The following is a 25,356-nucleotide window of genomic DNA, read 5'->3' as shown; positions in this document are numbered from 1 at the left end:
CAAGAGTTGGCCTGTGATCAATGAAACAGCAGTTCAGAGGCGTATGAAAGGACCCCTTGTTACGTGTATTGGCAGTACACCCCTTGCTCGTCGGGACAGTCGTGGATCGTCGTAGCCTCGAAGGCATGGACAACCGAAGCGAGGTCCGCGAGTTCCTCACCAGCCGCCGCGCGAAGATCACCCCGCAGCAGGCCGGTCTTCCCGCCTCCGGGCATCGGCGCGTCAAAGGGCTGCGCCGTGAGGAGGTCGCGATGCTCGCCGGGGTCAGCGCCGAGTACTACGCCCGGATGGAACGCGGCAACCTCTCCGGCACATCCGAAGCCGTCCTGGACTCTCTTGCCCGCGCCCTCCAACTGGACGACTCCGAGCGCGCCCACCTCATGGACCTGGCCCGCACCGCCGGCACCACCCGCCGCCCCGCACGCCGCCGCAGCGCGCAGCCCATCCGGCCCGCCCTGCAACAGCTCCTCGACGCGATGACCGACGCGCCTGCCTTCATCCGCAACGGCCGCCTCGACATCCTGGCCACCAACCGACTCGGCAAAGCCCTGTACTGGCCCCTTTTCCAAGACCCCGCCCGGCCGGTCAACCTCGCCCGCTACCAGTTCCTCAACCCCAGCGCCGCCGAATACATGACCGAACTGGACGCCCAGCGTGCCACCGCCGCCGCCCTCCTGCGCACCGAAGCCGGACAAGATCCTTACAACCGCGACCTGAGTGACCTGATCGGAGAGCTGTCCACCCGCAGCGAAGCCTTCCGCACGCTGTGGGCCGCACACAACGTGCGCCTGCACCACACCGGCATCAAACGCTTCCACCACCCCGCCGTCGGCGACCTGACCCTCGCCTTCGAGGCCCTGCCCATCCCCACCGACCCGGGCCTGACCCTCACCGCACTGAGCGCCGAACCCGCCACCCCCGCCCACGACGCGCTGAAGCTGCTGGCCACCTGGTACGCCACCCTCGACCACAACGACCTCACCACCCCCGCCCCCGCCGAGGGCGAACGCAGCCGATAGAGGTGGACACAGCGTTCACCAGGGGTGAAGGGCGTTCTCAAGGCACTACGAAGCGGATGGCCCAAACCACCCGAGCACGGCATGGCCATTAAAGGTGCCGTCAGCGTGGTAGTTGAGGCCATCGCCGCCGTACAAGGTGGGCGAACCGTCGCCCCTCCACCTTCATGATCACCGCTTCCACCTGCGCGGCGATGCCGTACTCGGCCAGGGCATAGTGCAAGATCAGGCAGCCATCCACACAGTAGCCAGAGCCTTGCCGTCCTTCGGCGACATCCCACAGCCACACTCCGAACGACCAGATCGGACAGCCCGTCCTGCGCTCACTGACCGCCTACGACCACTAACCCTTGGGACCGATCATCTAGATGGACGGTGCCAGGGTGCGCAGGACGCAGAACTCGTTGCCCTCGGGATCGGCCATGACCACCCAGCTCCCGCCGGGGCCCTGGCCCACGTCCACCTTGGCGGCGCCGAGGCCGAGCAGCCTGACCACCTCATCGTCAGTACTGCCGTCGATCGGGCTGACGTCGAGGTGGAGCCGGTTCTTCACAGTCTTGCCCTCGGGCACCCGGATGAACACCAAAGTGGGCGCCATCTGGCGGGCCCGGACCTCCTCGACGGTCGGCTCCCAGGAGCCGATCTCGACCTTGCCCTCGCTCCGGTCGATCACCTTGAAGTCCAGAACCGCGCACCAGAAGGCCGCGAGGCGCTCTGGATCGCGGCAGTCGACGACCAATTCGGTGAACCTACTGGTCATTGCTCCCCCAGGCAGTGCGGACGGGTGCTCAGCCTATGGGGCCGCGCCACCCGTCCGGCAAGTCCGGGATCGCATCCGACATTCCCGGCCGACCCATCCACTCCTGGGAGCGATTTCGGCTGGCCCGGGCGTGCGGCAGAGTAATCGGGGAACGGCATCCGCGCCACGTTTCCGGGTCGGTGTCCAGTTGAACGGCCATGTACCGATTATCGGTATATATTGATCGTATGAGGCACATGCAGGAGCCCACCTTTCTGATCCTGACCGCACTCGCCGCCGGTCCACAGCATGGGTACGGCGTCATCACCGACGTGGAACACATCTCAGGCGGCCAGGTCCACCTGCGTGCCGGCACCCTGTACGCCGCTTTCGACCGCCTTCAGGCGGAAGGTCTCATCGCCGAGGATCGGGAGGAGATCGTGGACGGAAGGGTGCGGCGCTACTACAGGCTGACTGGCGACGGGGCGACCCGGCTGGCAGCGGAGGTCGAGCGAATGAGCAGGCATGCGAGAGCGGCCACCGCACGCCTGCGCGCCGCGGGCTCGGGAGGCGTGGCATGAGCCCGCTCGAAGCCCGCTACCGGCGCCTTCTGGCCTGTTATCCGCGTGACCACCGGGTGCGGCATGAGGAGGAGATGATCGGTGTGCTGCTGGCCGGGGCACGTCCCGGTCAGACCCGCCCGCACCTGGCAGACATTGCCGACCTGCTGTGGGGCGCGCTGCGCGTGCACAGCCGACGGACCTTTGGGCCCGTCTCCGCGCCCGCCTGGCGGGACGGACTGGCCCTCGCCATCGCACTGTGGCCGATCCTGATCCTGGCCAGCGTCTTAGCGACCGAGATAGTGTTAGTCGCCGAGTCCCTGCACAACCACGGCGTCGCTGCCTTGCTGCACCGGCCGACCTGGATCCCGTTCGTGGCCGATACGGTCGTCGTCGCGGCCCTGCCTATGCTCGCCGTGCTCCTCGCCCGCCGGTGGATCGCCGTGCTCGGTACGGTCGCCTTCGCGTCCTATCTGTATCAGGCCGGTCACCCGTACCTGCTGGAGCTGGACAAGCTGATGCAGCCGGACCCCGGCCCCATCTTGCTGGCCGAGCTATCCGCGGTCGTCATCGCCTTCATCCCCGCGGCGCACCGTGCGATCACGCTCATCCCTCGGGGAGCGTTCCTGCTGTGGGGGCCGCTCGCGCTGATCGGACTGACCGCCGACAAGGCCATCGAGCGCTGGCTCAACATGACCGTCCACCACGACATCGTGATCCTGCACTGGCAACCCGTGCCGTGGCTCGTCGTGGTGGCGCTGGCGGCCGGATACGCATGCCGGTCGGTTGCGGGGCGGCGGGCGGCGCTGCTGCTGTTCCTGCCGGCGGCAGCCCTGGGCGACCTCGGCGACGTGCAGTCGGTGCCCACGTCCACGGCTCTTGCCCAACTCGGGTGCGCGGGCCTGGTCTTCACCGCCGCGGCTGCCTTGACCCGGTGGCGGAGCGGCCAGAGACGAGCCCCGGCTTCTTGAGGGAGAACGCCAGCGGGGATCAATGACCAGGCAGCCTCGATGAGGTGGTACCAGCGCTCGCTGAACATGAATCCGCCTCATCCGGGTGGCACTACCGGTCACCGAGCTGGGTACCAGAACTCGGTTCTGGATCAAAGGTTGTGGAGCGGTAGCAGAGGGTTAGGTTCGCAGGCTTCACTCAGAAACCCAGGAGCGATCCGAGGTTGCGGATGGCAGAATCCACGCGTGACGGCTGAGCTTGACGAGTTGGACTATCTGCGTCGTGTCGAGTTGCTTGCTCGGGAGCTGGTCGGGTGTGCCAGCGACGAGGAGTGGCTCAGTTACGCGCCTGAGCCTGATGGCGCGACGCCGTTGCAACGCGCGGTGAACGAGCTCGCCCGGTCGATTCGGCATTATCACTTCGATGGTGACGGCTGCCTGACGGAGAAACCGAAGATCGGACTTGGTGGAGTGGCGCTGATCAGGCCCGGGCTGCCGTCGGGTGGGGAAGCGGAGGGCTATGCCGAACTCTGCGCACGGCTTGGAGTCGAAGCGCGCACAGTGGCGAGCTGCGCTGGCTCCCTGGGGATGGAGCAATGTAGGGCCGAAGCCATGCTTCCCCCTTGGGGTAGATCCTGTTGGCATACCGGCACAAGGAGGTTATCTCATCTACTACAGTGCATCGTAATGGTCGGGTGGCCTGGCTTCCCCCGAAGTCGATCGGCCAGCCGCTCAATCCCGGCGCGTCCGGGAACCGGGGAACCAACCGCGTGGAGCGATCCACGTACGGGGTGAATCCGCCGCGTGTGCGGTTCCCCTCCGGTGCAGCCGGCCGCCTTCGGCAAGGCAGGGCCTCCCAAAGCCGCCACAGCATCCGTGATCTCTGCCTCGCCCGACACCATGTCTTTCATCGACACGATGGCTGTTCCGGCAGGCGTTCTCGCCGCGCTGATCGACGCGACCTTGATCATCAAGCGAGCAAGAGCGCGCCGTATCGTCGTGGTGGTCGGGCGGCATCGCAGGGCGGGCGGCAGGCATCGAACCCTGCCTGCCTAGTTCGGACTATTCTCCGAGAACGGCAGCCAGCACAACAGTACGAGCAGGTACCAGTTGAGCCACGCTGGGCCGATGATGGTAGGGCTCCACTTTCTTCCAGAGGCGAAGCCGAGTGCGGTGTAACGACCGTGTCTCCCGCTGCGCTTTGGAGGGGCACGAGCGTGAGCCCCGTCAGGCATGCAGCATGGCAGGTGAAGCGTTGCGCGCCAAGATGATTACCGAGATGAAGCCCGGGGACTATGGATCTTAGTAGGTTCTGCCAGGGGAAGGTTCATGTCACCTTGGACGGCTGTTCTCGGCCTGGTCGCCGTGCTCGCTTTCGGCGTGCTGGGGATCTATCTGGTCTCACTCGTCATCAGACCTCATGAGACGCTCGACGCGCGCCCATTCATGTCTGGGAGTCCCCCTCGGGAGCACGCCCTCTCTCGCTACCACGTGCGGTGGTACGCGGTGACCCTGGTCTTCCTGGCCTTCGACATGGAGATGGTCTTCATGTACCCCTGGGCGGTCGTCGTCGGCGAGGTGGGCACCATGGCCTTGGTGGAGATGTTCGTCTTCCTCGGCCTGCTGATGGTGGGCGTGGTCTATGCCTGGCGGGAGGGGGCGTTCCGGTGGTCCTGATCAAGTGGATGCTGAAGCGGGCCGCGCATCATCCGCGGCCGTTCGTCATCAGTGCCGCGGACGGGACTCGGGCCCGGCTGCTGTGCGAGGCTGAGATCGCGCGGCGACGATGGCGGTCTGCGATGCCCCCGGCAGAGGCCGACCTGCTCGTCGTTTGTGGTGCTCCGAACGAGGAGTTCGACGAGGCCACCCGGACGGTCTGGGACGGTCTGCCGAGCCCTCGCGCGCGAGTCGACCTGCCCGGTGACGCCTCGAAGGACCTGGTGGTCCACTCCCTGGACCGTGCAGTCGTGCAATTGGCCGATGGGGAGGCACAATGGCGAGACGCGGCGAGCCGGGCGGGTAGACCGAAGTCACCTGATGCGCATGGATCGGGCACATCCTACGAGGGGCATGATGCCCACGGTATGCACAGCCAGGGCCATGACGGCCATGAAGGCGGTCACCACGGCCACCACATGGGCAATCCGGGCGGCCTGCCGATGGCTGGCCGGGGCCCTGATCGTGACGGGCTGAGCCTGGATCGCCTGCACGTGCCTCTCGGCCCCATCCTGCCGGACTGGCCGTGCGGGCTGGTGGTGGAGACCGTTTTGCAGGGAGACGTGATCCAGGAGGCCACGGTCAGGTGGCTGGGGGACGGTGAGTCGTTTTGGACTGAGCCCTGGGACAGGGCGGCGTCCGGCCGGTTCGTGACGCGTGGCGAGGCCGGGCGGCGGCGGGCCGCGGCTCATCTCGACGGTCTCGGCCGGTTGCTGTCGGTCGCGGGATGGTCCACCGCCGCCGGCGGCGCCAGGAGGTTGCGGGATCGCTTGCTCGCGGATGCGCCCCGCGACGTGCTGACGGCGCCGTACGAAGGCTTCGCCAGGCAGGTACGTCGTTCAAGAACGCTGCGCTGGATGTTGCGCGACGTCGGATCGGCCGAGGATGGCGATGCGATGGCAAGGCTGGAGGCATGGCTCACCGTGACGCAGGCGGCCATCGACTCGATCGAGGACGAGGCGCCGCTCAATGAGGAGCGCCCTGTCGGGAAGATCCTGAACCCCGAACTGCTCGTCGGTGCCGAGCTGGCCGCCGCACGGCTGATCATTGCGAGCTTGGATCCGGATCCGGCGGTCACCCATGCCTGAGGTCGCGGTGGTGTCCCTTCCCCTGGCGCTGGTGGTGCTGGGGCTGGCCGCCGCCAGTCTCAATGCCGTCCTGGGCGGGGGCCGGGCGAGTGCGCCGTTCGGCGAGGTGGCCCGGCTGCTCGTGCAGCAGCGCCGGCGCACGTTGCTGCACGACGCGCTTCTCATGCGGATCGGCGTCATCAGCCTGGTCGCCGCGCCGGTACTGGCGGGGGTCGTGGTCCCACTGGGGGACGTCCCCGTGGCGGACCTGGCCGTGGGCATCGTCTGGTTCAACGCCATGGAGGTGTGCGTCTGGGGCTCGCTCTGGCTCACCGGATGGTCGGCTAACTCGGTGTATCCGCTGGTTGGCGCCTACCGGTTCGTGGCTCAGGGACTGGCCTACGAGCTGCCGCACATGTTCGCGCTCATCACCGTGGCGCTGGGCGCGGGGTCATTGCGGATGAGCGATGCGGTGCAGGCCCAGCAGGGGCTCTGGTTCGTAATCTGGATGCCGATCGCCTTCCTGATCTACCTGGTGTCTGCGCTGGCGATGGCGTTCTGGGGACCGATGAGCCAGCCCCTGGGTAGTGATCTGGCGGGTGGCGTGCGGGCCGAGCTGTCGGGGCCCGATCGGTTGCTGTTCCAGGCGGGACGGTATGCGCTGCTGGTGGTGGCCGCGGCGGCGGCCGTACCGCTGTTCCTCGGGGGCGGCGGGGGGCCGGTGCTGCCGAGCTGGCTGTGGGTGCTGGTCAAGACGATGGCGGTGCTGGGGTTGCTGGTCTGGGTACGGCATCGCGTACCGGCCGTCCGGATGGATCGCTTCACCCAGGTGTCGTGGCTGGTGCTGATCCCGCTCTCGCTCGTTCAGCTGCTCGTCGTCGGAATCGTGGTGGTGTGATGGTCGTCGCCTTCTGGATCCTGGCCGTCGTCTCCGTGGCCGCCGGGATCGCGGTGTTCGTGGTCGACTCGATGGCGCGGGCGACGTTCGCTCTGCTCGCCTCTCTGCTGGCAGTCGGGCTCGCGTTCCTGCTCATCGACCTGGAGTATCTCGGTGTCCTCATCATCCTGATGATGGTCATGGAAATGCTGATCATGGCGGTCTTCATGATCATGTACATGATGAACCCGGCGGGCCTCATGCCGATGAAGATGGTCCACAACAACCGTGGAGCCATGATCATCTCGGCTGTGGTCTTCGTGCTCCTGGTGGCGGGAATCTTCCTCACCTCCTGGCCGCAGCGTAGGGGTGAGCCGCCTGCTGATCCCACCCACCAGCTCGGACTCGCCATCATGGGGCCGAAGATGCTCGTCATGATCGTCATCGGCGTGGCCATCCTGGCCACGATGATCTCAACCGTAGTGCTCGCCACTCATCGCGGACGCTACGACCGCTACGGGGAGGACCTGAGGAGAAGCCGTCCGCTCGATCCTGGGCCGGGCTCCGGGATATCTGCCCCGGCCGCTCCCGAGCACCACGGCGGGCATGCTTCGTGCGGCGCGGCCGGTCCCGGTGAGGAGACCTGATGTCGCTCGAAGCTTTCCTCGTGCTGGCCGCCGCGCTGTTCGCCGTCGGCCTGTACGGCGCGCTGTCGCAGCAGTCGATCGTGATGCTGATGATGGGCCTGGAGCTGATGATCAACGGGTTGATCGTGGCCGGTGGGGCGTTCTGGTACTTCCTCGCTCCGCAGAACGCCGATGGTCAGGTTCTGGTGCTGGTGGCGGTCACGGTGATGGCCCTGGAGATGGCGATGGGCTTCGCCGTCGTCACCGCGCTGTTCCGGGCGCGGGAGGTGGACATGACCGACGACGCCCAGGACCTGAAGGGATGAGCCTGCTCGCGCCGCTGCTGCCGGCGCTGCCCATCGTGGCGGGCGGCGCCCTGCTCATCCTGCGCCGCGCCGCGCCGCTGGTCGCCCTGCTCGTCGCTGTGGTGACCGTGGTCCAAGCCGTGCTGGCCGCGGTCGTGCGTCCCGCCATGACCTTCGAGGTGTTCGCCGGCTTCGAGGCAGGGCTCGCGGTCGACGGGCTGTCGGCGGTCATGGTCGTCACCGTGGCGGTGATCGCGCTGGCCGTGCTCGTCTTCGCGGCGGGGGAGATCCACGAGTCCGAGGACCGCTTCTTCGGCCTGATGCTCATCTTCATTGGCGCGATGCTGGTCACCGTCACCGCCACGGATCTCGTGCTGCTGCTCATGGCGTGGGAGGTCATGGGCGCCATGTCGTACGCGCTGATCGGCTTCTGGTGGCGCGACCCGGACCGGGTGCGGTCGGCGACCATTGCCTTCGTCACCACCCGTGCCGGCGACATGGGGCTCTACCTGGCCGCTGGCTGCGCCGTCGCCGGAGCCCACGCACTGACCCTGGCGAGCCTGAGCGGTTTGAGCGCTCCATGGTTGCACCTTGTCGCGGCCGGTCTCGTCGCCGCCGCACTGGGGAAATCGGCGCAACTGCCCTTCTCCTTCTGGCTCTCGCGGGCGATGGCCGGCCCGAGCCCGGTTTCGGCGCTGTTGCACTCGGCCACGATGGTCGCCGCAGGCGCCTACCTGCTCCTGCGGACCTCACCCGTGCTGGCGGCGACCGGCTGGGCAGCGCCTCTGGTGGCCTGGGTGGGAGCGTTGACCGCGCTGCTGCTCGGCGCGGTCGCCTTCGCGCAACGTGATCTCAAGCAGCTCCTCGCCGCCTCCACGTGCGCGCAGATCGGATTCATGGTGCTGGCGGCGGGTGTCTCGGCAGTCGCCGGCGGCACGGCGCAGCTCGTCGCGCATGCAGCGGTGAAGAGCCTGCTCTTCCTCGGAGCGGGAGCGTGGCTGACCACGCTCGGCACCCAGCAACTTCCCGAGCTGCGGGGTGCCGCACGGCGATATCCGCTTGTGGGGGTCACCTTCGGGATCGGCGCGTTGGCGCTGGCCGGGCTGCCGCCGCTGTCGCTGTGGGTGACCAAGGACGCAGTGCTGGCCGCCGTCAACGATCCCGTTCTGTACATGGTGTCGCTGGCAGCGGGCGTGCTCGCCGCCGCGTACGCGGCGAAGGCAGTGATCGCCGTCTGGCTACCTGGGCCTGAGCAGCGGGATACGGCGCGGCTCGGTCTCCTCGAACGTCTTCCGCTGCCTCCGCTCGCCCTGCTCGCCACGATCCTGGGGATCATCGGTCTCCCAGCCTTGTTCGGCGCGTGGGCTCGCCTTCTCAACGCGCCAGGAGCGGCTCCCGAGGCGGGCGAGCTGGCCGTGTCGGGGCTGTTGGCGCTGGCCGTGGTGCTACTGGTCACCTGGGTCCGTCTGCGTCGGCCCGCGGCATCCGGCGAGGTCAGCCTCCTGACCGGCTGGCTACGCCTGGAATCGCTCGCGGTCACGGTCATCTGGCAGCCCTTGATGGCGGTGGCCAGGGCACTGGCCTGCTTCGATGACCACGTGATCGACGGTGCCGTCCATGCCGTAGCGCGCGCCGCGACAGCAACGGCCAGGATCGCCCGCTCGCCCTTCGAGACAGGCATGGACGGTGTCATCCGTGGCGCTGCCGGCGGTGTGGGGCGGCTCGGCGCGCTGGCGAGGAAGCCACAGACCGGCCAGGTCCACACCTATCTCGCTCAAGCGACGGTGGCCGCCGTCCTCTTGGCGATCGTCATCGTGCTGGTGAGGTGACCGTGCTCTCGCTGACCATCTTCCTGCCGCTCCTGGCCGCCGCGCTGCTGGTAGTGCCGCGGCTGCCCGCCAGGTGGATCTGGGTGACCGCCGCGGTCGCCGACCTGGTGCTCGTCGTGGCCATGTGGCTCGGATACGGCGGGGGGATCGGCTACGAGGAACGGCTGCGCTGGATCCCCTCCGTGGGCGCGGGTTACCACGTCGGCGTTGACGGCCTGTCCCTGCCGCTGATCGCGCTCGCCGCGGTGCTGTTCCTGGCCTGCGCGATCTACTCGCAGAAGCAGGAAGAGCGGCCGAAGTCGTACGCCGCGCTCTTCCTGTTCCTGCAGACGGTCTCCACGGGCCTGTTCGCCGCGCTGGACCTCCTGCTGTTCTTTGTCTTCTTCGACCTGTCGATCGTCGGTATGTACTTCGTGATCGTCGGCTGGGGGCACGGCGACCGGGCTCGTTCGGCGCTGACGTTCTTCCTCTACACCTTCCTCGGCTCGCTCGCCCTCCTGCTCGGGTTCATCGGTCTCTATCTCGGCGGCGAGCCGCGCACGTTCGACATCGTCGAGCTCACGGCGGCTCCGCCGCAGGCCGGCGCGCTGGTGCTGCTGGCCGTTGGCGTCGGCCTGGCGGTCAAGACGCCCACCGTGCCCTTCCACACCTGGCTGCCTCCCGCCCACACCGACGCCCCCGCCGCCGGATCCGCCATCCTCGCGGGGATCCTGCTCAAGATGGGGACCTACGGCTTCGTCAGGATCGCCATGCCTCTGCTCCCGGGACCGTGGCGGCAGTATGCCTGGGTGATCATCGTCGTCGGCGTGGTGAGCATCCTGTACGGGGCCCTGGTCGCCCTGGCGCAGCAGAACATCAAACGCCTGATTGCCTACACCTCCGTCAACCACATGGGCTACATCGTGCTGGCCCTGGGCGCCGCCGGTCTCGCGGCAGGCGACGTGCCGGCCAGACAGCTCGCGGTCACCGGCGCGATCACCCAGATGGTCAGCCACGGCCTGATCACCGGCGCGCTGTTCCTGCTCACCGGCATCCTCTGGGACCGGGCGCACAGCTACGACCTCCAACGCTTCGGCGGGATCGCGGCGACAGCCCGTACCTTCACGCTGATGACGGCTGTGGCCGCCTTCGCCTCGCTGGGCCTGCCCGGACTGTCTGGCTTCATCGCCGAGTTCCAGATCTTCGCCGGCGTGATCGGAACGGGCCTCACCGGTGCCGTCGTCGCCGGAGGGCTGAGCATCGCCGGCATCCTGATCACCGCCGCGCTGCTCCTCCGGGTCCTGCAGCAAGCATTCCTAGGCCCTCCGGGTGAGCTGCGTGTGCTGGAGGCTCGGCCGTACGAGGTGGGCTCGATCGCCCCGCTGCTCGCCCTCTCCCTGGTGATCGGCATCGTGCCGCGCTGGTTGCTCGATCTGATCGAGCCGTTCTCGGCGGCGCTCGTGACCTGGGTGAGCCGATGACGGGCATGAACGAGAACCCCTTCGACCTCCTGCCAGAACTGCTCATCTTGCTAGGTGCGGTCGGAGGGCTGCTCGCCGGCCTCTTCCTGCCGCGATGGCGGCAACGACTCGTGGGCTGGATCTGCGGCACTGCTCTGGTAGCGGCGCTGGCCGCCACCCTCGTCGCGGCCTTCCGGCCGGACCTGATGGCTTTCGAGGCGTACTCGGTCGACCTGCTGACGCATGTGGCCAGGGCCACGGTCATCGTCGCCACCCTGCTGGTCGTCGTCCTGGCCGCCCGATGGGCGCGGGACCACAGCCGCGAGGCGGAGCTATACGTACTCATCATGCTCGCCGCGCTGGGCACCGTGATTCTGGCGGGCGCCGACGACCTGCTCGTCCTCATTGCCGCGTACCTGCTGGCCAGCATCCCCGCCTACGCCCTGGCGGGCTTCGCCAAGGACGCCGCAGGCACCGAGGCCGCGCTCAAGTACTACCTCATGGGCGCCTTCCTCGGCGTGCTCATGCTGGCCGGCGTTACCCTCCTCTACAGTCTTGCCGGGACGACGGCCTACCAGGAGTTCGGCCCGATCAGGAGCGGGGTGGCCGGGCTCGCCGTAGTGTTCCTGCTCGCCGGACTGCTGTTCAAGGCAGGCGGAGTCCCGGCGCATTTCTGGGTGCCCGACGTGACAGAAGGCACCTCGCGTGCTGTGGCCGCCTTCGTCACCACCGTCCCGAAGATCGGCGCCTTCATCGCCCTCTTCCGCGTCGCCTCAGAAGTCTTCGCCGACCTGGACACGGGATGGCGACCACTGATCGCGATCGTCGCCACGGCCACGATGACCTTGGGTAACCTCGCCGCCTTCTACCAGGACAACGTGCGACGTCTGCTGGCGTACTCGACCATCAGCCAGGCCGGCTATCTGCTCGTGCCGATCGTTGTAGCCGGGCGGAGCGAACTGGCCGAACCGGCCCTGCTCTTCTACGTGGCCGCCTATGCGATCACGAACATCGGTGCCTTCGCGGTGGTCCTCGCCGTCGACAAGGACCTGCTGGCCGACTACGCCGGACTGGCGCGCTCCTCTCCCGGGCTGATCTTCGCCTTGATTGTCTGCCTGCTCGGGCTGGTCGGCACGCCACCCACAGCGGTCTTCGTCGGGAAGGTGCTCGTCTTCACCGCCGCGTGGGAGGGCGGCTACGCCTGGCTGGCCGTGGTCGCGGTGATCAACACCGTGGCGAGCGTCTTCTACTACCTCCGCTGGATCCGGCCCGCCTTCCAAGGCTCCGGCACGACCACCGTTACCCGTTCAGCGACGCGAATCGCTTACCTGGCCACTGCTGTCTCTCTACTCCTGGGCGCAGGCAGCGGCGCCATGCTCGCCAGCCTCTACCACGGCTCGTAGCCGCACAGCTGAGCCGGCGCAACCTAGGAGCCCGTGACGAATATTTCGAACACGCATGTACGCGATAAGAGTGCAGATGAGGCGGTTGGCTTCGTCCAAATCCGGAGGCATCGCAGGAATAGAGGCGGCGTAGCTGGTCAGTAACCAGGATTAGGGGATGTTCTCCCACGTCAGGAGGTGTGCGTCCGGCGGATGCGGATGGGCCCCGAGGCTGTCCGCAACAAGGCCGACAGCTGCGAAGAATCGAGAGAGCGAAGCATTATGCGCATCAACCGCAAGATTCCCTTCACGATTGCCGCGAGCGCACTCGCCCTGTCGACCGCGTGCGGTGGCGGCAGTACCTCGACCACGGGCGTCACATCGCTGAGCCAGACGACGTCGTCCGCCACTGCGACCAGCGGCCAGCCATCGCCCGCCTTCAATGATGCGGACGTCACGTTCACCCAGATGATGATCCTTCACCATCAGGAAGCCATCGAGATGGCCAAGCTCGCGGCTACCCGGGCCTCCGACTCAGAGATCAAGACGCTCGCGTCCAAGATCGAGGAAGAGCAGAAGGAGGAGATCCAGACGATGAAGGGCTGGCTGTCCGACTGGGGCAAGCCTGAGCCCGCACCTGGTATGGGGCACGACATGCCCGGCGGTATGTCGGAAGAGGACATGCGGAAGCTCGAGGCCGTCAAAGGCAAGGAGTTCGACAAGCTCTTCGCGGAGCAGATGATCACCCATCACAAAGGGGCGATCGAGATGGCCCGCACCGAAGAGGTGGATGGGGCCGATCCGCGGGCCAAAGAGCTCTCCAAGACCATCATCGCCACTCAGCAGGAAGAAGTGAAGCAGTTGGAGCAGATCCTCAAGCGGCTCTGACCTGCCCTGGTTGCCGCACGTCCGGCCTCCAGCTGGGTCGGCGCGTCAGCTCGGTCGGCGACGGAAGAAGCGTCCCCGCATTGTAGATGTTGTGGCGAAAGAGGCGTTCCATGCTGATGAACCGGATGGAGACCCTGGTGGTCAACAGTGCCACCCGCCGCGCTCTGCAACGTTGGTACGAAGCTCCGTTGCTGGTGAACCTGGGCGGTCGCACGCCCGGAGGTCGGGTGGTGGAGATCGGCTGCGGCAGCGGATACGGGACCAAACTGATCCTGGACAAGTTCGGTGCCGTGCGCGTAGATGCGGTCGACCTGGACCCGGCGATGATTCGCCGGGCCCAGCGGCGGCTGGCACGCCATTCCGGGCGCGTGCGGCTCGCAGTGGGCGACGCAACTGATCTGCGTGCTGCCTTCGGAGCCGAGGACGGCGACTACGAAGCTGTCTTCGACTTCGGGATCATCCACCACATTCCCGACTGGCGGGCCGCATTGCGCGAGGTAGCGCGGGTTCTGCCCGTGGGCGGCAGGTTCTTCTTCGAAGAAGTGACCGCGACCGCCCTGGCTCGTCCGTCCTTTCGTGCCCTGTTCGACCATCCGAAGGAAGACCGGTTCACAGCAGGAGAGTTCCTCGCCGAACTGCCTCATCATGGGCTGCATGTAGCTGATCGATGGGTCACGCGGATCGGCGGCGACTACTTGTTCGGTGTCGCGCGGAGGGTATGACGATCACGGGCGGACTGCGCCGAGCAGGCGGTTGCGCCAGTAGTCGTCGAGGTCGACCACCTTGATGATGTCTCCGGTCTGGGGGGCGTGCACCATTTTCCCGTTGCCGGCGTACATGCCCATGTGTCCGAGTCCTTTGCTGAAGAGCAGGTCGCCGGGTTGCAGTGCGTTCAGGGGGACGCGGCGGCTGGCGCCCCAGGACCACTGGGTCCAGGTCGTCCGCGGCAGCCCGACCCCGCCGGTACGCCAGGCAGCCTGCGTAAGGCCTGAACAGTCGTAGGAGCCGGGCCCGGTGCCGCCGTACCGGTAGGGCTTGCCGACCTGCGCGAAGGCGAACTGGAGCGCGAGGCGGGCGTTGCCGGAGGCCGGACCGGTGTATTCGATGCCGGGGCTGTTAGGGTCGCCCGTCTGGAAGGTGCCCAGCCGTCGCAGGAGCTTGGTCTGCTGCTTGACCAGCTTGTCCACCTTCGTCTTCTCGTCGCGGACCTTGTCGCGGGCGTCCTCGGCCTCTGTCAGGACTCGTTGTGCTTCCGTACGCCGATGCCGCAGGTCCTTCGTCGCCGCTTCGTAGGCGAGTATTTTGGCCGCTCGGTCCTGCGCCAGTTGCTCGAGGGAGGCCATGCTGCTCAGGGCCGTGTCGGGGTTGCCCTGCAGCGCGAACGTCGGCCAGCCTCCGAACGGTCCGGCCTGGTAGCTGTTGCTCGCTATCGTGGCGAGTCCTTCGCGTAGCGCGCCGGCCTGCGCGTCCTTACGGCTGAGCTCGGTGTTGAGCGTCCCGTACTTCTTCTTGGCCGACGTGTACGCCTCGTTCGCCTGGTTGTACCGCTCGACCAGTTGGTCGGCCTGTTCGTTCAGCTTCACCAGCTTGGCCCGGATCTTGGCCGGTGACGGCTCAGCGAGAGCGCCGCTCGGCGTCGCGGCCAGTGCGATCAAGGCTAACGCTGTGGCAACTGCTGTTCGCCCGAGCCTCGTCCACACGGCCACTACGATGCCTCCTCGTAAGTCTCTGAACCTGGGCCGAAATAGTACAGAAGGTATGGAGGTTGCTGCCCTGTTCTGCGCAATTTCGCTAGGCAGGCCGACTTACTATCGCTGGTAGCTGTTCTGATCTCACGTGTGGTTACGCGGGCGGCAGGCATCGGGTTCAACAGACGCGTACGCGCCCCGGCTCCACGGATGGTTCGGGAGCCGGGGCGTGTACGTCTCAGCGTCCGGCACCTGCTCTGCCATTACGGCGAGCGGCGGCCAGTGGTCCGGATGGGATGATCTGCGTCCACTTGCCGGTGGAGTGCATGACCCGGGCCGACAGCAGTGTCGACAACCCCCGGCGCCCACGGGAACCGAGAACGATCAGCGAAGCGTCGATCTCCTCCACTACATCCACGATGGCCTCGGCGGCCGTCTCCTCCGGGACGGAGGCCGCCCGAGGTTCGGCCTTCAGACCGAGGGCCCGAGCTCGCTCGGCGCCTTCAGCAGCCACCTGCTCCGAGGCGTCCAAGGTTCTGGCGTCGAGGTCGCGCAGGTCCTCCAGAGCCGGGTGGCCTTCCAGGTGAGCGGCGAGGCTTTCCAACGGTTGGCGGGCGTAGAGAACCACGGTAGAGGCTCCCGGGAAGGGGCGTGCGGTCTTTTCGATGGCGTGCCGGGCATCGGGTGAGCCGTCGTAGGCGATGAGGATGGACATGGGAATCTCCTTTGCGTGCGGATGGGTCAGCCGCGGGAGGTGGTGACCTGATCGGTGGGCGCGCTGGTGCGGGTCCGCAGGGTGATGGCGGCGATCAGGGCGCCGGCCAGGGCGATGGCGGCGGCTCCGACGAAGGCGGCGGAGAAGCCGTCGGTGAGGGCGGGCAGGTCGCCGAGCCTGTCGGCGCCGTTGGCCGCGGCGACGGCGGTCATGGCGGCCAGGCCGAGTGCGGAGCCGACCTGGTAGCTGGTGTTGACGATGCCCGAGGCCAGGCCGCCTTCTTCCGGGCGGGCGGAGGAGATGGCGGTGCCGAGGGAGGGGATGAAGGCCAGTGACATGCCGAGGGCGGCGATGAGGCTGGCGGGCAGGACGTCGGTGGCGAAGCTGCCGTCCGGGCTGATCAGCGACAGCCACGCCATGCCGGCGGTGAGCAGGACCAGGCCGGCGACCGTAGTCGCCTTGGGGCCGAAGCGGTTGATGGCCCGGGGTGCCAGGACGATCATGCCGATCATGATGAGGACGGTCATCGGCACGAGCGCGGCGCCGCTGGGGAAGGCGCTGTAGCCGAGAACCTGCTGCAGGTAGAGGTTGAGGAAGAACCACATCGGGATCCAGGCGCCACCGAGCAGGAGTTGGGTGAGGTTGGCGGCCGACAGGTTCGGGGTGCGGAAGATGGACAGGCGCATCAGCGGCTGGCGGCGTCGGGCCTGGATGGCGACGAACACGGCGAGCAGTACTACGGCGACGATCAGGAAGAGCCACGTCTCGGCCGAGCCCCAGCCGGCTTCCGGCGCGCGGACGATGGCGTAGACGGCGGCGCCGAGGCCGAGGGTGACGGTCAGCGTGCCGAGGACGTCGATGGAGCCGCGCGTCGCGGGGGTGGCGGGCATCAGGGGGGCGGTGGCTGCGAGGGCGATGAGGGCGATGGGGATGTTGATGTAGAAGACCCAGGGCCAGCTCAGGTATTCGGTGATGAGGCCGCCGAGGAAGACGCCGGCGGTGCCGCCCGCGGGGGCGGCGGCGCCGTACAGGGCCAGGGCCTTGGTCAGCTCCTTCGGGTCGTGGCCGAACAGCATCATCAGCAGGGTGAGCGCGGATGGGGCGATCAGCGCGGCGCCGACGCCCTGGACGGCACGGCCGGTCAGCTCCACCCACACCTCGGGCGCGACACCGGCCAGGAGCGAGCCGGCGAGCAGGATGAGCCAGCCGGCGCTGAACAGCCGGCGCGCGCCGAACAGGTCGGACAGGCGTCCGCCCAGCAGGAGGAGGCCGCCGAAGGCGACGACGTAGGCGTGCTCTCGGGCTGACGCCGGTGCTGCTGACCGGCGACAACAAGGCCGTGGCCAAGACGGTGGCGGCCGAGGTGGGCATCGACGAGGTGATCGCCGAGGTGCTGCCCGCCGACAAGGTGGAGGTGGTCAAGAGGCTGCAGGCCGAGGGCAAGGTGGTGGCCATGCTGGGAGACGGCGTCAACGACGCCGCCGCGCTGGCCCAGGCCGATCTGGGGCTGGCGATGGGCACTGGCACCGACGCCGCCATCGAAGCCTCCGACCTGACGCTGGTCCGCGGCGACCTGCGGGTGGCCGCTGATGCCATCCGGCTGTCGCGGCGCACGCTATCAACGATCAAGGGCAACCTGTTCTGGGCCTTCGCCTACAACGTGGCCGCCCTGCCGCTGGCCGCGCTCGGCCTGCTCAACCCGATGATCGCGGGTGCCGCGATGGCGTTCTCCAGCGTGTTCGTGGTCAGCAACAGCCTGCGGCTGCGCCGCTTCAAGTAGTACAGGTGGATGGCTCGGCGTCGAACGGCGTGGAGCCATCCCTTCATTGCTGGGGTGCTGCGGTTCTGGATGCGGCGAATCTCATCTGGCCACGCGGCTTGAACACGGCCAAGAGCGTGGCCAGGAGCAGCAACACCACCGCCAGGACGGTGTGGATCAGAACGGAAGGGCTCCTCAGCACATCTGGATCGGGCTCCGGGGCCGCCGCGACGCCGGCCAGATAGCCCAGAGTCTCTGTGTACATCAGCCGGACGACGATGGCACCCACGTTGATCAACAGCTTGAACAACACCCAGTAGTGCCGGAACAAGCCCCACGTGGTGCCCAGCGACTGGATCACCCCGGTGAGCAGCGACGCCCCGGCCAGCGGCACGAGGGCGTACCAGGCAGCCGGCTCCATCGCCAGATAGACCGCGCGCACTGTCCGCGCGTCCGGGCTGGTCAAGCCGACGACGGCCAGCGCCAGAAATACCAGCACTGCGCCAAGCCAGCCCACGGAGGCGCTGACGTGCGCCGTAAGGGCCAGTTTGCGCAGGCGAGGCGCCATGGGGCTCATGCGGCCAAGCGATTCGCGGCGGCCGTGGTGGCCTCGCCCGCGGCCCCCATGTGACGGCCAGGCCCATGGCCTCCCATGAGCATCAGGATGACGAAGAGCAGCACGGCAACGGCCGTGATGATCCCGGCCACCTTCACCCAGCGCGGCATGCGTTGCTCTGTCATCTGTCTGACCTCCATGGTCGCGGCGACTGCATGCGAACCATATTTTACGAAACACTCTGTCTTCGTCAAGTCACTGTGTATTGATCCCTCACCGCATATGCTCAGAGCGTGCCGAAGCTGTGGAACGAGACGATCGAGGCGCATCGTCGCGACGTCCGCGAGGCGATCCTCACGCACACGTCGGCGCTCGTGGCCGAGCATGGGCTGCGATCGGTCACGATGTCGCAGATCGCGGAGAAGGTCGGCATCGGGCGCGCGACGTTGTACAAGTACTTCCCTGACGTCGAAACGATCCTGCTCGCCTGGCACGAACGGCAGATCGCCGGCCACCTCGAACAACTGGCGCAGGTACGGGATCAGGTCGGCGAGCCCGCCGCCCGGCTACGGGCCGTACTGGGGGCGTACGCACACATCTCGCACCGATCCCGCGAGCACGGGGATGGCGCGCTCGTGGCGTTCCTGCACCGCGACGAGCAGGTGGGCCACGCCCAACAGCAGCTTCACGACATGTTGCGAGACCTGCTGGCGGAAGGCGCACGGACAGGCGCCTTCCGCGCAGACGTCGTGCCTGACGAACTCGCGACCTATTGCTTGCACGCGGTCACAGCGGCCAGGGAGCTGCCATCGGAGGATGCCGTCCACCGCCTGGTCATGGTGATCTTGGATGCGGTCTCGCATACCGCCGAGGGGTAAGGTCATGGGCGGTGGCGCCGACAGAGGGGCGGATATGGCCGGATACAGCCATAGCAAGAAGAACCACATAACCCGGTTGCGCCGTGTCGAGGGGCAGATCCGTGGCCTGCAACGCATGATCGAGGAGGACACGTACTGCATCGACATCCTGACTCAGATATCTGCGGCCACCAGCGCGCTGAAGTCGTTCTCCCTGGCCCTGCTGGAGGAGCACCTCGCCCACTGTGTCGCCGAAGCGACCCGGCAGGGTGGTCCAGAGGCCGAGGCGAAGGTCAAGGAGGCCAGCGACGCCATCGCGAGGCTGGTGCGTTCCTGACCTGCGTTTCGTCTCGTAGAGAGCAGGTGTGGCCGGGTGCCGCTGGGCGAGGCGGAGCGTGGGCTGCTTCGGTTGCCAGCGGCCGATCTTCTTGGAGATAAGGGCGGCGACAATCCGCTCGTAGAGGCGTCGTGCAGCCACGTTGGCCTCGGTCACTTCCCCACGGACCACTTTGCCGTCCGCGACTTCGGCGATGGCTCGCATGAGCTGTTCCCCCACGCCGTCGCCGCTCTCACCTATGCCGTTCTGGCGGTGACCACCACTGGCCACATTGCTTGGGGGTTTCGAGACCGCACGTCAGCCTGCGGGTGAGTAGGCGGTGGTGAAGGTCTTGCCACTGTCCTTGGACTCCAGCACCGTGCCGTCCTCCATGGCGGCCAGCAGGCGCTGCCGGTCCACAGCGGTGAAGGCGGCAGCCTGTGCGGGCAGCTTTCCGGCGGCCGACCAGGTCTTGCCGGAGTCCTGGCTGATGTGTACCTGGCCATCGGCTCCGGCGCCCACGATCACCTCGCCGGGCAGGACGTCGACGTGGCTGAGCGGGGGAGCCTTCGTGAGGTCGGTGTAGTTCAGCCCGCCGTCCTCGCTCACCTTCAGTCCGTCGGGCGTGGTGGCGTAGATGCGGGACGTCTGCTCGGCGCTCGCTCCGAGGTCGATCACCTTCTCCTCGGTGCCCTGCGTCCAGGTGGCGCCGCCGTCGATGCTGCGCCAGACCTTTGAGGTCTGGCTGTCGTAGGCGTACAGATTGTCCCCGGCCGGCTGGATGGAATGGAAGTCGGCCGAACCGTCTTCCGAGACGGTCTTCCAGGTGAGCCCGGAATCCGTCGACTTGATGAGGCCGAGATGCGGCGGTCGTTCGGGGGAGACATCCTCCGCCGAGGGGTGCCCGCTCGCCAGGAACGTCTTCGGACCCATGATGGTGAAGCCCATGTGGTCCTGGTCGCGGTCGGCGACCCGGGTGGCGGCCGTGGGCGAAGTAATCTTGAACAGCCCGTAGTGGCCCGCTACGTAAAGGGCTCCATCGGCCGGGTCGACTCCGAGTCCGTGCACATGTCCGATGCCCAGGTCCGCATTGGCCGTGCCGCCCGGCTCCTGTGCCGCTTGGCCGCAGGCGGTCAGCGTGACGCCCAGTGCAAATCCGGCGACACCCATGCGCAGCCGCTGTCCCGCAAACTTCATGCCGCGAGTCTACAGCTTACTACTATTGCCCCTCGTAGCAGCTAGAGGGTCAGGAAGGAATGACAGTGATGGGCGAGGAACGCGGCCACGCCCGGTGCCACAGCCAGCGTGGCAGGACCCACGAGCAGCGCGGCAACCGCCACCAGCCCGGCGATGCGCTCCCGCCGGCCGAGCGGCGCCTGCGGATGCAGCATCCGGCGGACGCGAGTCAGTGCCGTCTCACCGCCCGCGCCCAGCGCGAACGCCGGCACCTTCCCCGTGGCAAGGCCGACCAGCGCGGTCGCGATGTGGATGCGCTGATGGCGGCGTGCCGCAACGTCGTCGGCCAGCAACTCGACCAGCCGCGCGATCTCCACGCGGGCCTGCTCGAACAGGGGCACGCGAGGAAACGCCCGGGCCAGGGACTCGGCGGCGGCGAGCACCAGATGGTGGCGCCCCCGCAGGTGCGCCTGTTCGTGGGCGAGCACGGCGGCGACCTCTTCGGGGGCGAGCGAGCGCAGCGCACCGGTCGTGATGACCGCGTGACCCTTCCTCCCGGGTAGGCAGTACACCAGGCGCTCGTCGTAGTCCACCACGAGCGCGCCGAGGTCGCCGTCGTGTCTGCCGAGAAGCGACAGCGCTTCGCCGTGCCGGCGACGTTCGCCGCGCGCACGGAGCAGGACCACGGCGCCCATGCAGGCGACTCTGCTCAGAAGGAGGCCGGCGACGGCGAGGCTTGCCCGGGTGCCGGCCGAGCTCAGGGCCGCTTCGTCGTGAAGCAGGGCGGCGCAGGCCTCGAACAGATCGGCCAGGCTGTGCCCGACCACGGAGGCGGGTACGGCGACGGCGAACGCCGACAACAGCGCCGAGCCGACCACCGACGCTCCGGCCGCCTGCCACATGGCGATCGCCAGTCGCGGCGCGCGGTCGGCCCAGGAGGCCCGCTTGAGCACCTTCGGCAGCACCACCGCCGCGAAGAGCCCGTACAGGGCCAGGACGATCGCCACGATCATGAGCTGCGTCCTCCCGGCGGGTACACCTGGAGCGCTGCCTCCAAGGCACTGACCTCCTCCGAGGTCAGGCGCTCGAGGAAGTGCACCAGCGTGGCCGCCCTGTTGCCGCTCGCGGCCAGGGACTCGCGCATCACGTCGGCGGTGTAGGCCTCCTTGGACGACACCGCCTCGTAGATGTAGGCGCGGCCTACCGGCCGGCGCTTGAGCAGGCCCTTGGTGTGCAGCTTGTCCATCACGGTCATGACCGTCGTGTAGGCGATGGCGCGCTCCTGCCGCAGGTGCTCCAGGACATCCCTGACCGAGGCCGGACGCCTGATGGCCCACATGCGATCCATGATTGTGGACTCGAGCTCCCCCAGGCCACGCACCATTTGATCGTCCCTCCACCCGCTGTCTGCCCAAATGCTACCGGTGATCGTAGATACGTGGCCAGGAGTGCCTGCTGGTCACGCCAGGGAACTCAGGCGATCGCCGGCCGCGATGGCGCGCTTGATACGGATCAGGTCCTTGGGGGCGTTCACCGCGACCGCGCCGACGAGCGCGCCGTCCTTGGCGAAGGCGACGGCGAAACGTCCCTCGCCCAGGTCTCCCGTCACGACCCGGCTCTCGTCCGCAAGATGCGGCAGGCCGGCGGTCTGGATGCGCGCGCCGTGCACGTGGGTGGCGAAGGAGGGCAGGTCGGCGAAGGGCTTGGCGTTCTCAGGGCCGGCCAGCAGGTTGAGCGCCGCGGCGGCGCCCTGGTCGTTGGCGTTCGACCAGTGCTCGATGCGGACCGGTGTGCCCCCGTACAGGTTGTGCGGCCAACGCGCGACGTCGCCGGCGGCGACCACGTCCTGCGCGCCCACGGCGAACAGGCGCTTGTCGCACACCACCCCGTCGCTCACCGTCAGCCTGCTGCCCTCCAGCCAGTCGGTGTTCGGCACCACGCCCATGCCGGCGATGACCAGGTCGGCGGGCAGCGTGCGGCCGTCGCTCAAGCGCACCGCCGTCACCCTGCCGTTGCCGTCGAACCCGGTCACGCGGGTCTCGCTGACGAGTTCGACGCCGTTGTCCTGGTGATGGCCGGCCAGCCAGCGTGCGGTCTCGGTGCCCAGGACGTTCTGCATCGGGTACGGGGACGCGTCCACGAGCGTGACGCCGAGCCCGAGGGCGCGAGCGGTCGAGGCGACCTCGCCCCCGATGAAGCCGCCGCCGATGACGACGACGTTGCCGGGTTCCGCGGCCAGCTCCGCGCGCAGCGCCAGGGAATCCTCGACGGTGCGCAGGGTGTACACGCCCTCGGGGGCGTCGGGCAGCCGTCGCGGGCGTGCGCCGGTGGCGATGATCAGGCCGTCGTAGTGCACCTCCGAACCGTCGTCCAGGATCAGTCGCCGCTCTGAGGTGTCCAGCCGTACGGCATGGCGGCCCTTGAGCCATCGGTCGCCAAGCTCCTCGGCACCGGGAAGCGTGACCTCGTCGTCGCCCCTCAGCATGCTCTTGGACAGCGGGGGACGGTTGTAGGGCAGGTGCTTCTCGGCCCCCACCAGGGTGATCGCGCCGTCGAATCCTTCACGCCGCAGGGCCTGGAACGCACGGAGACCTGCCAGCGAAGCCCCGGCGATGGCGATGGAGTTGAGCTTTCTCATGCGACAGACAATACCCCTATAGGGTATATCTTTCGACATGAGGTACATCTCATATACCCGTAGGGGGTTAGGGTTACAAGGCGGCCATCCGTGGCATATCGTCCAACTGCCTTATACCTGTGAGGGGTATTGAACGAGGGGAGTCATGATGAGCAGTGCGGCAGTTGCGGGGAAGCGCCGTTCAGCAGGGCTCGCGCGAGCACCGGGTAGCGCCGGCGGACCCGGTCGTCGGCGGCGACGTGCGCGTTGCGAGCCAGTGCCCCCAGGCGCAGCCCGCCGTCCGGCAGGTCCTCGATGGCCGACAACGGCAGGCGGGAGATGTCGACGACTCGCTCGGGCCGCTCCACCTCCTCCCGCATCAGATCGAACAGGTTCGTGCCTCCGGCGAGGTGCCTCACCGGGCCCGCGAGCCCGATCGCCTCGGACACGGACGCGGCTCTGACATAGGCGAACTCCCTCATGCCCCGGTCACCTCCCGGATGGCGGCCACGATGCCGTTGTAGGCGCCGCACCGGCACAGGTTGCCCGCCATGCGCTCCCTGATCTCGGCGCCGGTGAGCGGCGCGGGCCGGACCAGGTCCTCGGTCGCGGCGCTCGGCCGGCCGTCGCGGTGCTCGGCGAGCATGCCGATGATCGAGCGGATCTGCCTGGAGGTGCAGTAGCCGCACTGGAACCCGTCGTGCGCGCCGAACGCCTGCTGCACCCGGGCGCCCAGCTCGTGGCCGGCCATGGCCTCGATGGTGACGATGGTCATGCCGTCGCACTGCACGGCCGGCGTCAGGCAGGAGTTGACCCGCTCGCCGTCGAGCAGGACCGTGCACGCACCGCAGGCGCCCTGGTCACAGCTCTTCTTCGTGCCGGTCAGGCGCAGGTAGTCGAGCAGGCTGGTGCGGGGGTCCAGGGACAGGTGGTGAGCCTGCCGTTCACATTCAGGTGGATGGTATGTGGCCGTTCATCAACGCCTCCGACGATTTCGTACATGTGTGTACGAATTATCGGTCACGATGCCCCATGGGCGTATAGAGGGCGGCTGGGCGCCGTCCCCGAGCGCCCAGCCGTGGATGCTCGACTACCACCAGCGGACGAAGGCCACCATGATCCCCATGGCGCTGTCATAAGCGATGGGCTCGTTGTACTGGGCGTGCACTTGATCCGGTCCCCTATGGAGAAGGCGAGGTTCGGCTCGCACGTGGTGAAGTCCGACACCGAGGTCGGGTGCCTCCTCGCGGATCGCCCCTTCGGCCATGGCCGTTTCCAGGAGAGGGCGTAGGTCGCCGGCGTGCTGTTCGAAGGCCCACGTGGACAGCGGGCCGACGGTGGTCTCGATGTTCCCGGCGTTCCTGAAGTGCAGGAATCCCGGTCCGGTCTCGGTAACGAAATCGAGGTACGCGTCCAGGGCGCGGTCAAGGCGCTCGGCGGCGCTGCCCTCACCGGCGAACGCCGCGCGCAGCCGCGCCCGCAGCCGGTCAATGCCCTTCTTGGACCTGTTGTCTGTCAGTGCGGGACGACGCCCTCGGCCAGCACTCGCCGGTAGTTCTTCACCCGATCTTCGACGCTGTCCAGGCAGCAGCTGGAGCACTTCACCTTCTCGGCCGAGGTGTAGTAGAGACAGCAGGTGTTGCGCAGGTAGAAGAGCCCTTCTCGGGTGCCCTCCTTGAGCCGGATGACCGTGCCGAGGCGATCCAGGTCGCCCGTGGCGGTGGCCAGGAAGGTTTCGTAGGCACGTTCGAGCTGATCGACGTCGCCGCCGCGGCGGCTGGCGATGCAGAAGGCCGCCGCACAGCCGTGGGCCACACCGCCGTAGAGCTGCCGCAGGCCGGCCCGCGTACGCACGCGCATGGCCCGCGCCAGCGGCAGCAGATGCTCGGCCAGTACCCACGAGACCAGGGTCTCCACCGGCGCCTCGGTGACGGAGGGCTCACGTAGCCCGACGGCCTCGAAACCGTGATGCGGGGAAAGCCGGATGGCGACGTTGCGGGGACGCATGTCGATCGCCACGCCGTCGACGGCCCAGGCGAGGACAGCCGACGCGGTCACGGTGCCCGCGTAGACCGCCATCACGGTCAACGCGGTCGCGTGGTCGGAGACCTGACCGCTCGCTCGCCGCTCGGCGTCGAGCACCCGGCCGAGCTCGTCGGACCACGGATCCAGCAGCCGGTCACAGCCGATCCAGCCCTCATCCGGCGTCAGCCCGCGCTCGAGCCGGAAGCGGTCGCCGAAGGATTCCAGGCGTGCGAAGACGTCTGTCACTCTAATT

The 25,356-nt window shown here is 67.8% G+C and carries 29 protein-coding genes and 1 pseudogene; 17 read left to right on the top strand and 13 right to left on the bottom strand.

Going from position 1 to position 25,356, the window contains the following annotated elements; translation table 11 throughout:
- Positions 1-125 precede the first annotated feature (125 nt).
- Positions 126-1,019: a helix-turn-helix transcriptional regulator gene (locus ACFPZ3_RS33665; protein ID WP_379518336.1), complete on the top strand. Its 894-nt coding sequence runs from the start codon at positions 126-128 to the stop codon at positions 1,017-1,019.
- A gap of 361 nt (positions 1,020-1,380) precedes the next feature.
- Here the strand turns inward: ACFPZ3_RS33665 and ACFPZ3_RS33660 are convergent, their stop codons facing one another.
- Entirely contained in the window at positions 1,381-1,776 is a 396-nt protein-coding gene (locus tag ACFPZ3_RS33660) for a VOC family protein (RefSeq protein WP_379518335.1), read from the bottom strand.
- Between the two features lie 227 nt (positions 1,777-2,003).
- Here ACFPZ3_RS33660 and ACFPZ3_RS33655 point away from each other — a divergent pair, with 227 nt between their 5' ends.
- The 13 genes from ACFPZ3_RS33655 (at position 2,004) to ACFPZ3_RS33595 (ending at position 14,116) form a co-directional block, all read left to right on the top strand.
- A complete protein-coding gene (locus ACFPZ3_RS33655) occupies positions 2,004-2,336 on the top strand; it encodes a PadR family transcriptional regulator (protein WP_379518334.1) in 333 nt (110 codons plus the stop codon).
- Positions 2,333-3,286 carry a hypothetical protein gene (locus ACFPZ3_RS33650; RefSeq protein WP_379518333.1) on the top strand — a complete coding sequence of 318 codons (954 nt, stop codon included), beginning with the start codon at positions 2,333-2,335 and terminating at the stop codon, positions 3,284-3,286. Before ACFPZ3_RS33655 ends, ACFPZ3_RS33650 begins: the two co-directional genes overlap by 4 nt.
- Positions 3,287-4,165: 879 nt before the next feature.
- A complete protein-coding gene (locus ACFPZ3_RS33645) occupies positions 4,166-4,321 on the top strand; it encodes a hypothetical protein (protein WP_379518332.1) in 156 nt (51 codons plus the stop codon).
- A gap of 273 nt (positions 4,322-4,594) precedes the next feature.
- Positions 4,595-4,942: an NADH-quinone oxidoreductase subunit A gene (locus ACFPZ3_RS33640; protein ID WP_379518331.1), complete on the top strand. Its 348-nt coding sequence runs from the start codon at positions 4,595-4,597 to the stop codon at positions 4,940-4,942.
- Positions 4,933-6,069 (top strand): hypothetical protein, encoded by a 1,137-nt coding sequence (locus ACFPZ3_RS33635; protein WP_379518330.1) that lies wholly within the window; start codon positions 4,933-4,935, stop codon positions 6,067-6,069. Before ACFPZ3_RS33640 ends, ACFPZ3_RS33635 begins: the two co-directional genes overlap by 10 nt.
- Positions 6,070-6,079: 10 nt before the next feature.
- The gene (locus ACFPZ3_RS33630) at positions 6,080-6,946 is read left to right on the top strand and encodes a complex I subunit 1 family protein (RefSeq protein ID WP_379518329.1); all 867 of its coding nucleotides are present in this window, start codon (positions 6,080-6,082) and stop codon (positions 6,944-6,946) included.
- Positions 6,946-7,572, top strand: a complete 627-nt coding sequence (locus ACFPZ3_RS33625) for an NADH-quinone oxidoreductase subunit J (RefSeq protein WP_379518358.1) — start codon at positions 6,946-6,948, stop codon at positions 7,570-7,572. The genes ACFPZ3_RS33630 and ACFPZ3_RS33625 overlap by 1 nt, the downstream gene beginning before the upstream one ends.
- Positions 7,572-7,877: an NADH-quinone oxidoreductase subunit NuoK gene (gene nuoK, locus ACFPZ3_RS33620; RefSeq protein WP_379518328.1), complete on the top strand. Its 306-nt coding sequence runs from the start codon at positions 7,572-7,574 to the stop codon at positions 7,875-7,877. Before ACFPZ3_RS33625 ends, nuoK begins: the two co-directional genes overlap by 1 nt.
- Positions 7,874-9,685: an NADH-quinone oxidoreductase subunit 5 family protein gene (locus ACFPZ3_RS33615; protein WP_379518327.1), complete on the top strand. Its 1,812-nt coding sequence runs from the start codon at positions 7,874-7,876 to the stop codon at positions 9,683-9,685. The genes nuoK and ACFPZ3_RS33615 overlap by 4 nt, the downstream gene beginning before the upstream one ends.
- On the top strand, positions 9,682-11,145 hold the full coding sequence (locus ACFPZ3_RS33610; RefSeq protein ID WP_379518326.1) for a complex I subunit 4 family protein: 1,464 nt from the start codon (positions 9,682-9,684) through the stop codon (positions 11,143-11,145). Before ACFPZ3_RS33615 ends, ACFPZ3_RS33610 begins: the two co-directional genes overlap by 4 nt.
- Before the next feature lie 5 nt (positions 11,146-11,150).
- Positions 11,151-12,527 carry an NADH-quinone oxidoreductase subunit N gene (locus tag ACFPZ3_RS33605; RefSeq protein WP_379518325.1) on the top strand — a complete coding sequence of 459 codons (1,377 nt, stop codon included), beginning with the start codon at positions 11,151-11,153 and terminating at the stop codon, positions 12,525-12,527.
- 261 nt (positions 12,528-12,788) lie between these two features.
- Positions 12,789-13,394 carry a DUF305 domain-containing protein gene (locus ACFPZ3_RS33600; RefSeq protein WP_379518324.1) on the top strand — a complete coding sequence of 202 codons (606 nt, stop codon included), beginning with the start codon at positions 12,789-12,791 and terminating at the stop codon, positions 13,392-13,394.
- A 110-nt stretch (positions 13,395-13,504) separates the two neighbouring features.
- Entirely contained in the window at positions 13,505-14,116 is a 612-nt protein-coding gene (locus ACFPZ3_RS33595; RefSeq protein ID WP_379518323.1) for a class I SAM-dependent methyltransferase, read from the top strand.
- A gap of 3 nt (positions 14,117-14,119) precedes the next feature.
- On the opposite strand, the gene ACFPZ3_RS33590 is transcribed toward ACFPZ3_RS33595, so the two are convergent.
- From ACFPZ3_RS33590 to ACFPZ3_RS33580, 3 genes are all read right to left on the bottom strand, one after another.
- Entirely contained in the window at positions 14,120-15,049 is a 930-nt protein-coding gene (locus tag ACFPZ3_RS33590; protein ID WP_379518322.1) for an NlpC/P60 family protein, read from the bottom strand.
- Between the two features lie 271 nt (positions 15,050-15,320).
- Positions 15,321-15,797, bottom strand: coding sequence for a universal stress protein (locus ACFPZ3_RS33585; RefSeq protein ID WP_379518321.1), 477 nt, complete (start codon positions 15,795-15,797; stop codon positions 15,321-15,323).
- Positions 15,798-15,823: 26 nt separating this feature from the next.
- On the bottom strand, positions 15,824-17,035 hold the full coding sequence (locus ACFPZ3_RS33580; protein WP_379518357.1) for an MFS transporter: 1,212 nt from the start codon (positions 17,033-17,035) through the stop codon (positions 15,824-15,826).
- A 44-nt stretch (positions 17,036-17,079) separates the two neighbouring features.
- On the opposite strand from ACFPZ3_RS33580, the pseudogene ACFPZ3_RS33575 reads away from it, so the two are divergent.
- Positions 17,080-17,577: pseudogene (locus ACFPZ3_RS33575) on the top strand (HAD-IC family P-type ATPase); the annotation flags it as partial.
- A gap of 43 nt (positions 17,578-17,620) precedes the next feature.
- Here the strand turns inward: ACFPZ3_RS33575 and ACFPZ3_RS33570 are convergent.
- Positions 17,621-18,133 (bottom strand): hypothetical protein, encoded by a 513-nt coding sequence (locus tag ACFPZ3_RS33570; protein WP_379518320.1) that lies wholly within the window; start codon positions 18,131-18,133, stop codon positions 17,621-17,623.
- Entirely contained in the window at positions 18,130-18,297 is a 168-nt protein-coding gene (locus ACFPZ3_RS33565) for a hypothetical protein (protein WP_379518319.1), read from the bottom strand. Before ACFPZ3_RS33565 ends, ACFPZ3_RS33570 begins: the two co-directional genes overlap by 4 nt.
- A gap of 108 nt (positions 18,298-18,405) precedes the next feature.
- Here ACFPZ3_RS33565 and ACFPZ3_RS33560 point away from each other — a divergent pair, with 108 nt between their 5' ends.
- Together ACFPZ3_RS33560 and ACFPZ3_RS33555 are read left to right on the top strand one after the other, a co-directional pair.
- Entirely contained in the window at positions 18,406-18,990 is a 585-nt protein-coding gene (locus tag ACFPZ3_RS33560; protein ID WP_379518318.1) for a TetR/AcrR family transcriptional regulator, read from the top strand.
- A gap of 34 nt (positions 18,991-19,024) precedes the next feature.
- Positions 19,025-19,306, top strand: coding sequence for a metal-sensitive transcriptional regulator (locus tag ACFPZ3_RS33555; protein ID WP_379518356.1), 282 nt, complete (start codon positions 19,025-19,027; stop codon positions 19,304-19,306).
- A gap of 297 nt (positions 19,307-19,603) precedes the next feature.
- Here the strand turns inward: ACFPZ3_RS33555 and ACFPZ3_RS33550 are convergent, their stop codons facing one another.
- From ACFPZ3_RS33550 to ACFPZ3_RS33520, 7 genes are all read right to left on the bottom strand, one after another.
- Positions 19,604-20,482 (bottom strand): F510_1955 family glycosylhydrolase, encoded by an 879-nt coding sequence (locus ACFPZ3_RS33550; protein WP_379518317.1) that lies wholly within the window; start codon positions 20,480-20,482, stop codon positions 19,604-19,606.
- 41 nt (positions 20,483-20,523) lie between these two features.
- Positions 20,524-21,474, bottom strand: coding sequence for a M56 family metallopeptidase (locus tag ACFPZ3_RS33545; protein WP_379518316.1), 951 nt, complete (start codon positions 21,472-21,474; stop codon positions 20,524-20,526).
- Entirely contained in the window at positions 21,471-21,845 is a 375-nt protein-coding gene (locus tag ACFPZ3_RS33540) for a BlaI/MecI/CopY family transcriptional regulator (RefSeq protein WP_379518315.1), read from the bottom strand. Before ACFPZ3_RS33540 ends, ACFPZ3_RS33545 begins: the two co-directional genes overlap by 4 nt.
- A gap of 75 nt (positions 21,846-21,920) precedes the next feature.
- Positions 21,921-23,099 (bottom strand): NAD(P)/FAD-dependent oxidoreductase, encoded by a 1,179-nt coding sequence (locus tag ACFPZ3_RS33535; RefSeq protein WP_379518314.1) that lies wholly within the window; start codon positions 23,097-23,099, stop codon positions 21,921-21,923.
- 143 nt (positions 23,100-23,242) lie between these two features.
- Positions 23,243-23,560, bottom strand: coding sequence for an FAD binding domain-containing protein (locus ACFPZ3_RS33530; protein ID WP_379518313.1), 318 nt, complete (start codon positions 23,558-23,560; stop codon positions 23,243-23,245).
- Positions 23,557-23,853 (bottom strand): 2Fe-2S iron-sulfur cluster-binding protein, encoded by a 297-nt coding sequence (locus ACFPZ3_RS33525; RefSeq protein WP_379518312.1) that lies wholly within the window; start codon positions 23,851-23,853, stop codon positions 23,557-23,559. Before ACFPZ3_RS33525 ends, ACFPZ3_RS33530 begins: the two co-directional genes overlap by 4 nt.
- A 740-nt stretch (positions 23,854-24,593) precedes the next feature.
- Positions 24,594-25,349 (bottom strand): (2Fe-2S)-binding protein, encoded by a 756-nt coding sequence (locus ACFPZ3_RS33520; protein ID WP_379518311.1) that lies wholly within the window; start codon positions 25,347-25,349, stop codon positions 24,594-24,596.
- Positions 25,350-25,356 lie beyond the last annotated feature (7 nt).

Source organism: Nonomuraea insulae, assembly GCF_042656245.1.
The sequence above is the reverse complement of the archived record's forward strand: the minus strand, read 5'-3'. Positions and strand labels throughout refer to the sequence as shown.

Coding starts and splice junctions, on each gene's coding strand:
- ACFPZ3_RS33665 (WP_379518336.1), top strand. CDS start 126: ATGGACAACCGAAGCGAGGTCCGCGAGTTCCTCACCAGCCGCCGCGCG.
- ACFPZ3_RS33660 (WP_379518335.1), bottom strand. CDS start 1,776: ATGACCAGTAGGTTCACCGAATTGGTCGTCGACTGCCGCGATCCAGAG.
- ACFPZ3_RS33655 (WP_379518334.1), top strand. CDS start 2,004: ATGAGGCACATGCAGGAGCCCACCTTTCTGATCCTGACCGCACTCGCC.
- ACFPZ3_RS33650 (WP_379518333.1), top strand. CDS start 2,333: ATGAGCCCGCTCGAAGCCCGCTACCGGCGCCTTCTGGCCTGTTATCCG.
- ACFPZ3_RS33645 (WP_379518332.1), top strand. CDS start 4,166: ATGTCTTTCATCGACACGATGGCTGTTCCGGCAGGCGTTCTCGCCGCG.
- ACFPZ3_RS33640 (WP_379518331.1), top strand. CDS start 4,595: ATGTCACCTTGGACGGCTGTTCTCGGCCTGGTCGCCGTGCTCGCTTTC.
- ACFPZ3_RS33625 (WP_379518358.1), top strand. CDS start 6,946: ATGGTCGTCGCCTTCTGGATCCTGGCCGTCGTCTCCGTGGCCGCCGGG.
- nuoK (WP_379518328.1), top strand. CDS start 7,572: ATGTCGCTCGAAGCTTTCCTCGTGCTGGCCGCCGCGCTGTTCGCCGTC.
- ACFPZ3_RS33615 (WP_379518327.1), top strand. CDS start 7,874: ATGAGCCTGCTCGCGCCGCTGCTGCCGGCGCTGCCCATCGTGGCGGGC.
- ACFPZ3_RS33605 (WP_379518325.1), top strand. CDS start 11,151: ATGAACGAGAACCCCTTCGACCTCCTGCCAGAACTGCTCATCTTGCTA.
- ACFPZ3_RS33600 (WP_379518324.1), top strand. CDS start 12,789: ATGCGCATCAACCGCAAGATTCCCTTCACGATTGCCGCGAGCGCACTC.
- ACFPZ3_RS33595 (WP_379518323.1), top strand. CDS start 13,505: ATGCTGATGAACCGGATGGAGACCCTGGTGGTCAACAGTGCCACCCGC.
- ACFPZ3_RS33585 (WP_379518321.1), bottom strand. CDS start 15,797: ATGTCCATCCTCATCGCCTACGACGGCTCACCCGATGCCCGGCACGCC.
- ACFPZ3_RS33570 (WP_379518320.1), bottom strand. CDS start 18,133: ATGAGCCCCATGGCGCCTCGCCTGCGCAAACTGGCCCTTACGGCGCAC.
- ACFPZ3_RS33565 (WP_379518319.1), bottom strand. CDS start 18,297: ATGACAGAGCAACGCATGCCGCGCTGGGTGAAGGTGGCCGGGATCATC.
- ACFPZ3_RS33555 (WP_379518356.1), top strand. CDS start 19,025: ATGGCCGGATACAGCCATAGCAAGAAGAACCACATAACCCGGTTGCGC.
- ACFPZ3_RS33550 (WP_379518317.1), bottom strand. CDS start 20,482: ATGAAGTTTGCGGGACAGCGGCTGCGCATGGGTGTCGCCGGATTTGCA.
- ACFPZ3_RS33545 (WP_379518316.1), bottom strand. CDS start 21,474: ATGATCGTGGCGATCGTCCTGGCCCTGTACGGGCTCTTCGCGGCGGTG.
- ACFPZ3_RS33540 (WP_379518315.1), bottom strand. CDS start 21,845: ATGGTGCGTGGCCTGGGGGAGCTCGAGTCCACAATCATGGATCGCATG.
- ACFPZ3_RS33535 (WP_379518314.1), bottom strand. CDS start 23,099: ATGAGAAAGCTCAACTCCATCGCCATCGCCGGGGCTTCGCTGGCAGGT.
- ACFPZ3_RS33530 (WP_379518313.1), bottom strand. CDS start 23,560: ATGAGGGAGTTCGCCTATGTCAGAGCCGCGTCCGTGTCCGAGGCGATC.
- ACFPZ3_RS33525 (WP_379518312.1), bottom strand. CDS start 23,853: ATGACCATCGTCACCATCGAGGCCATGGCCGGCCACGAGCTGGGCGCC.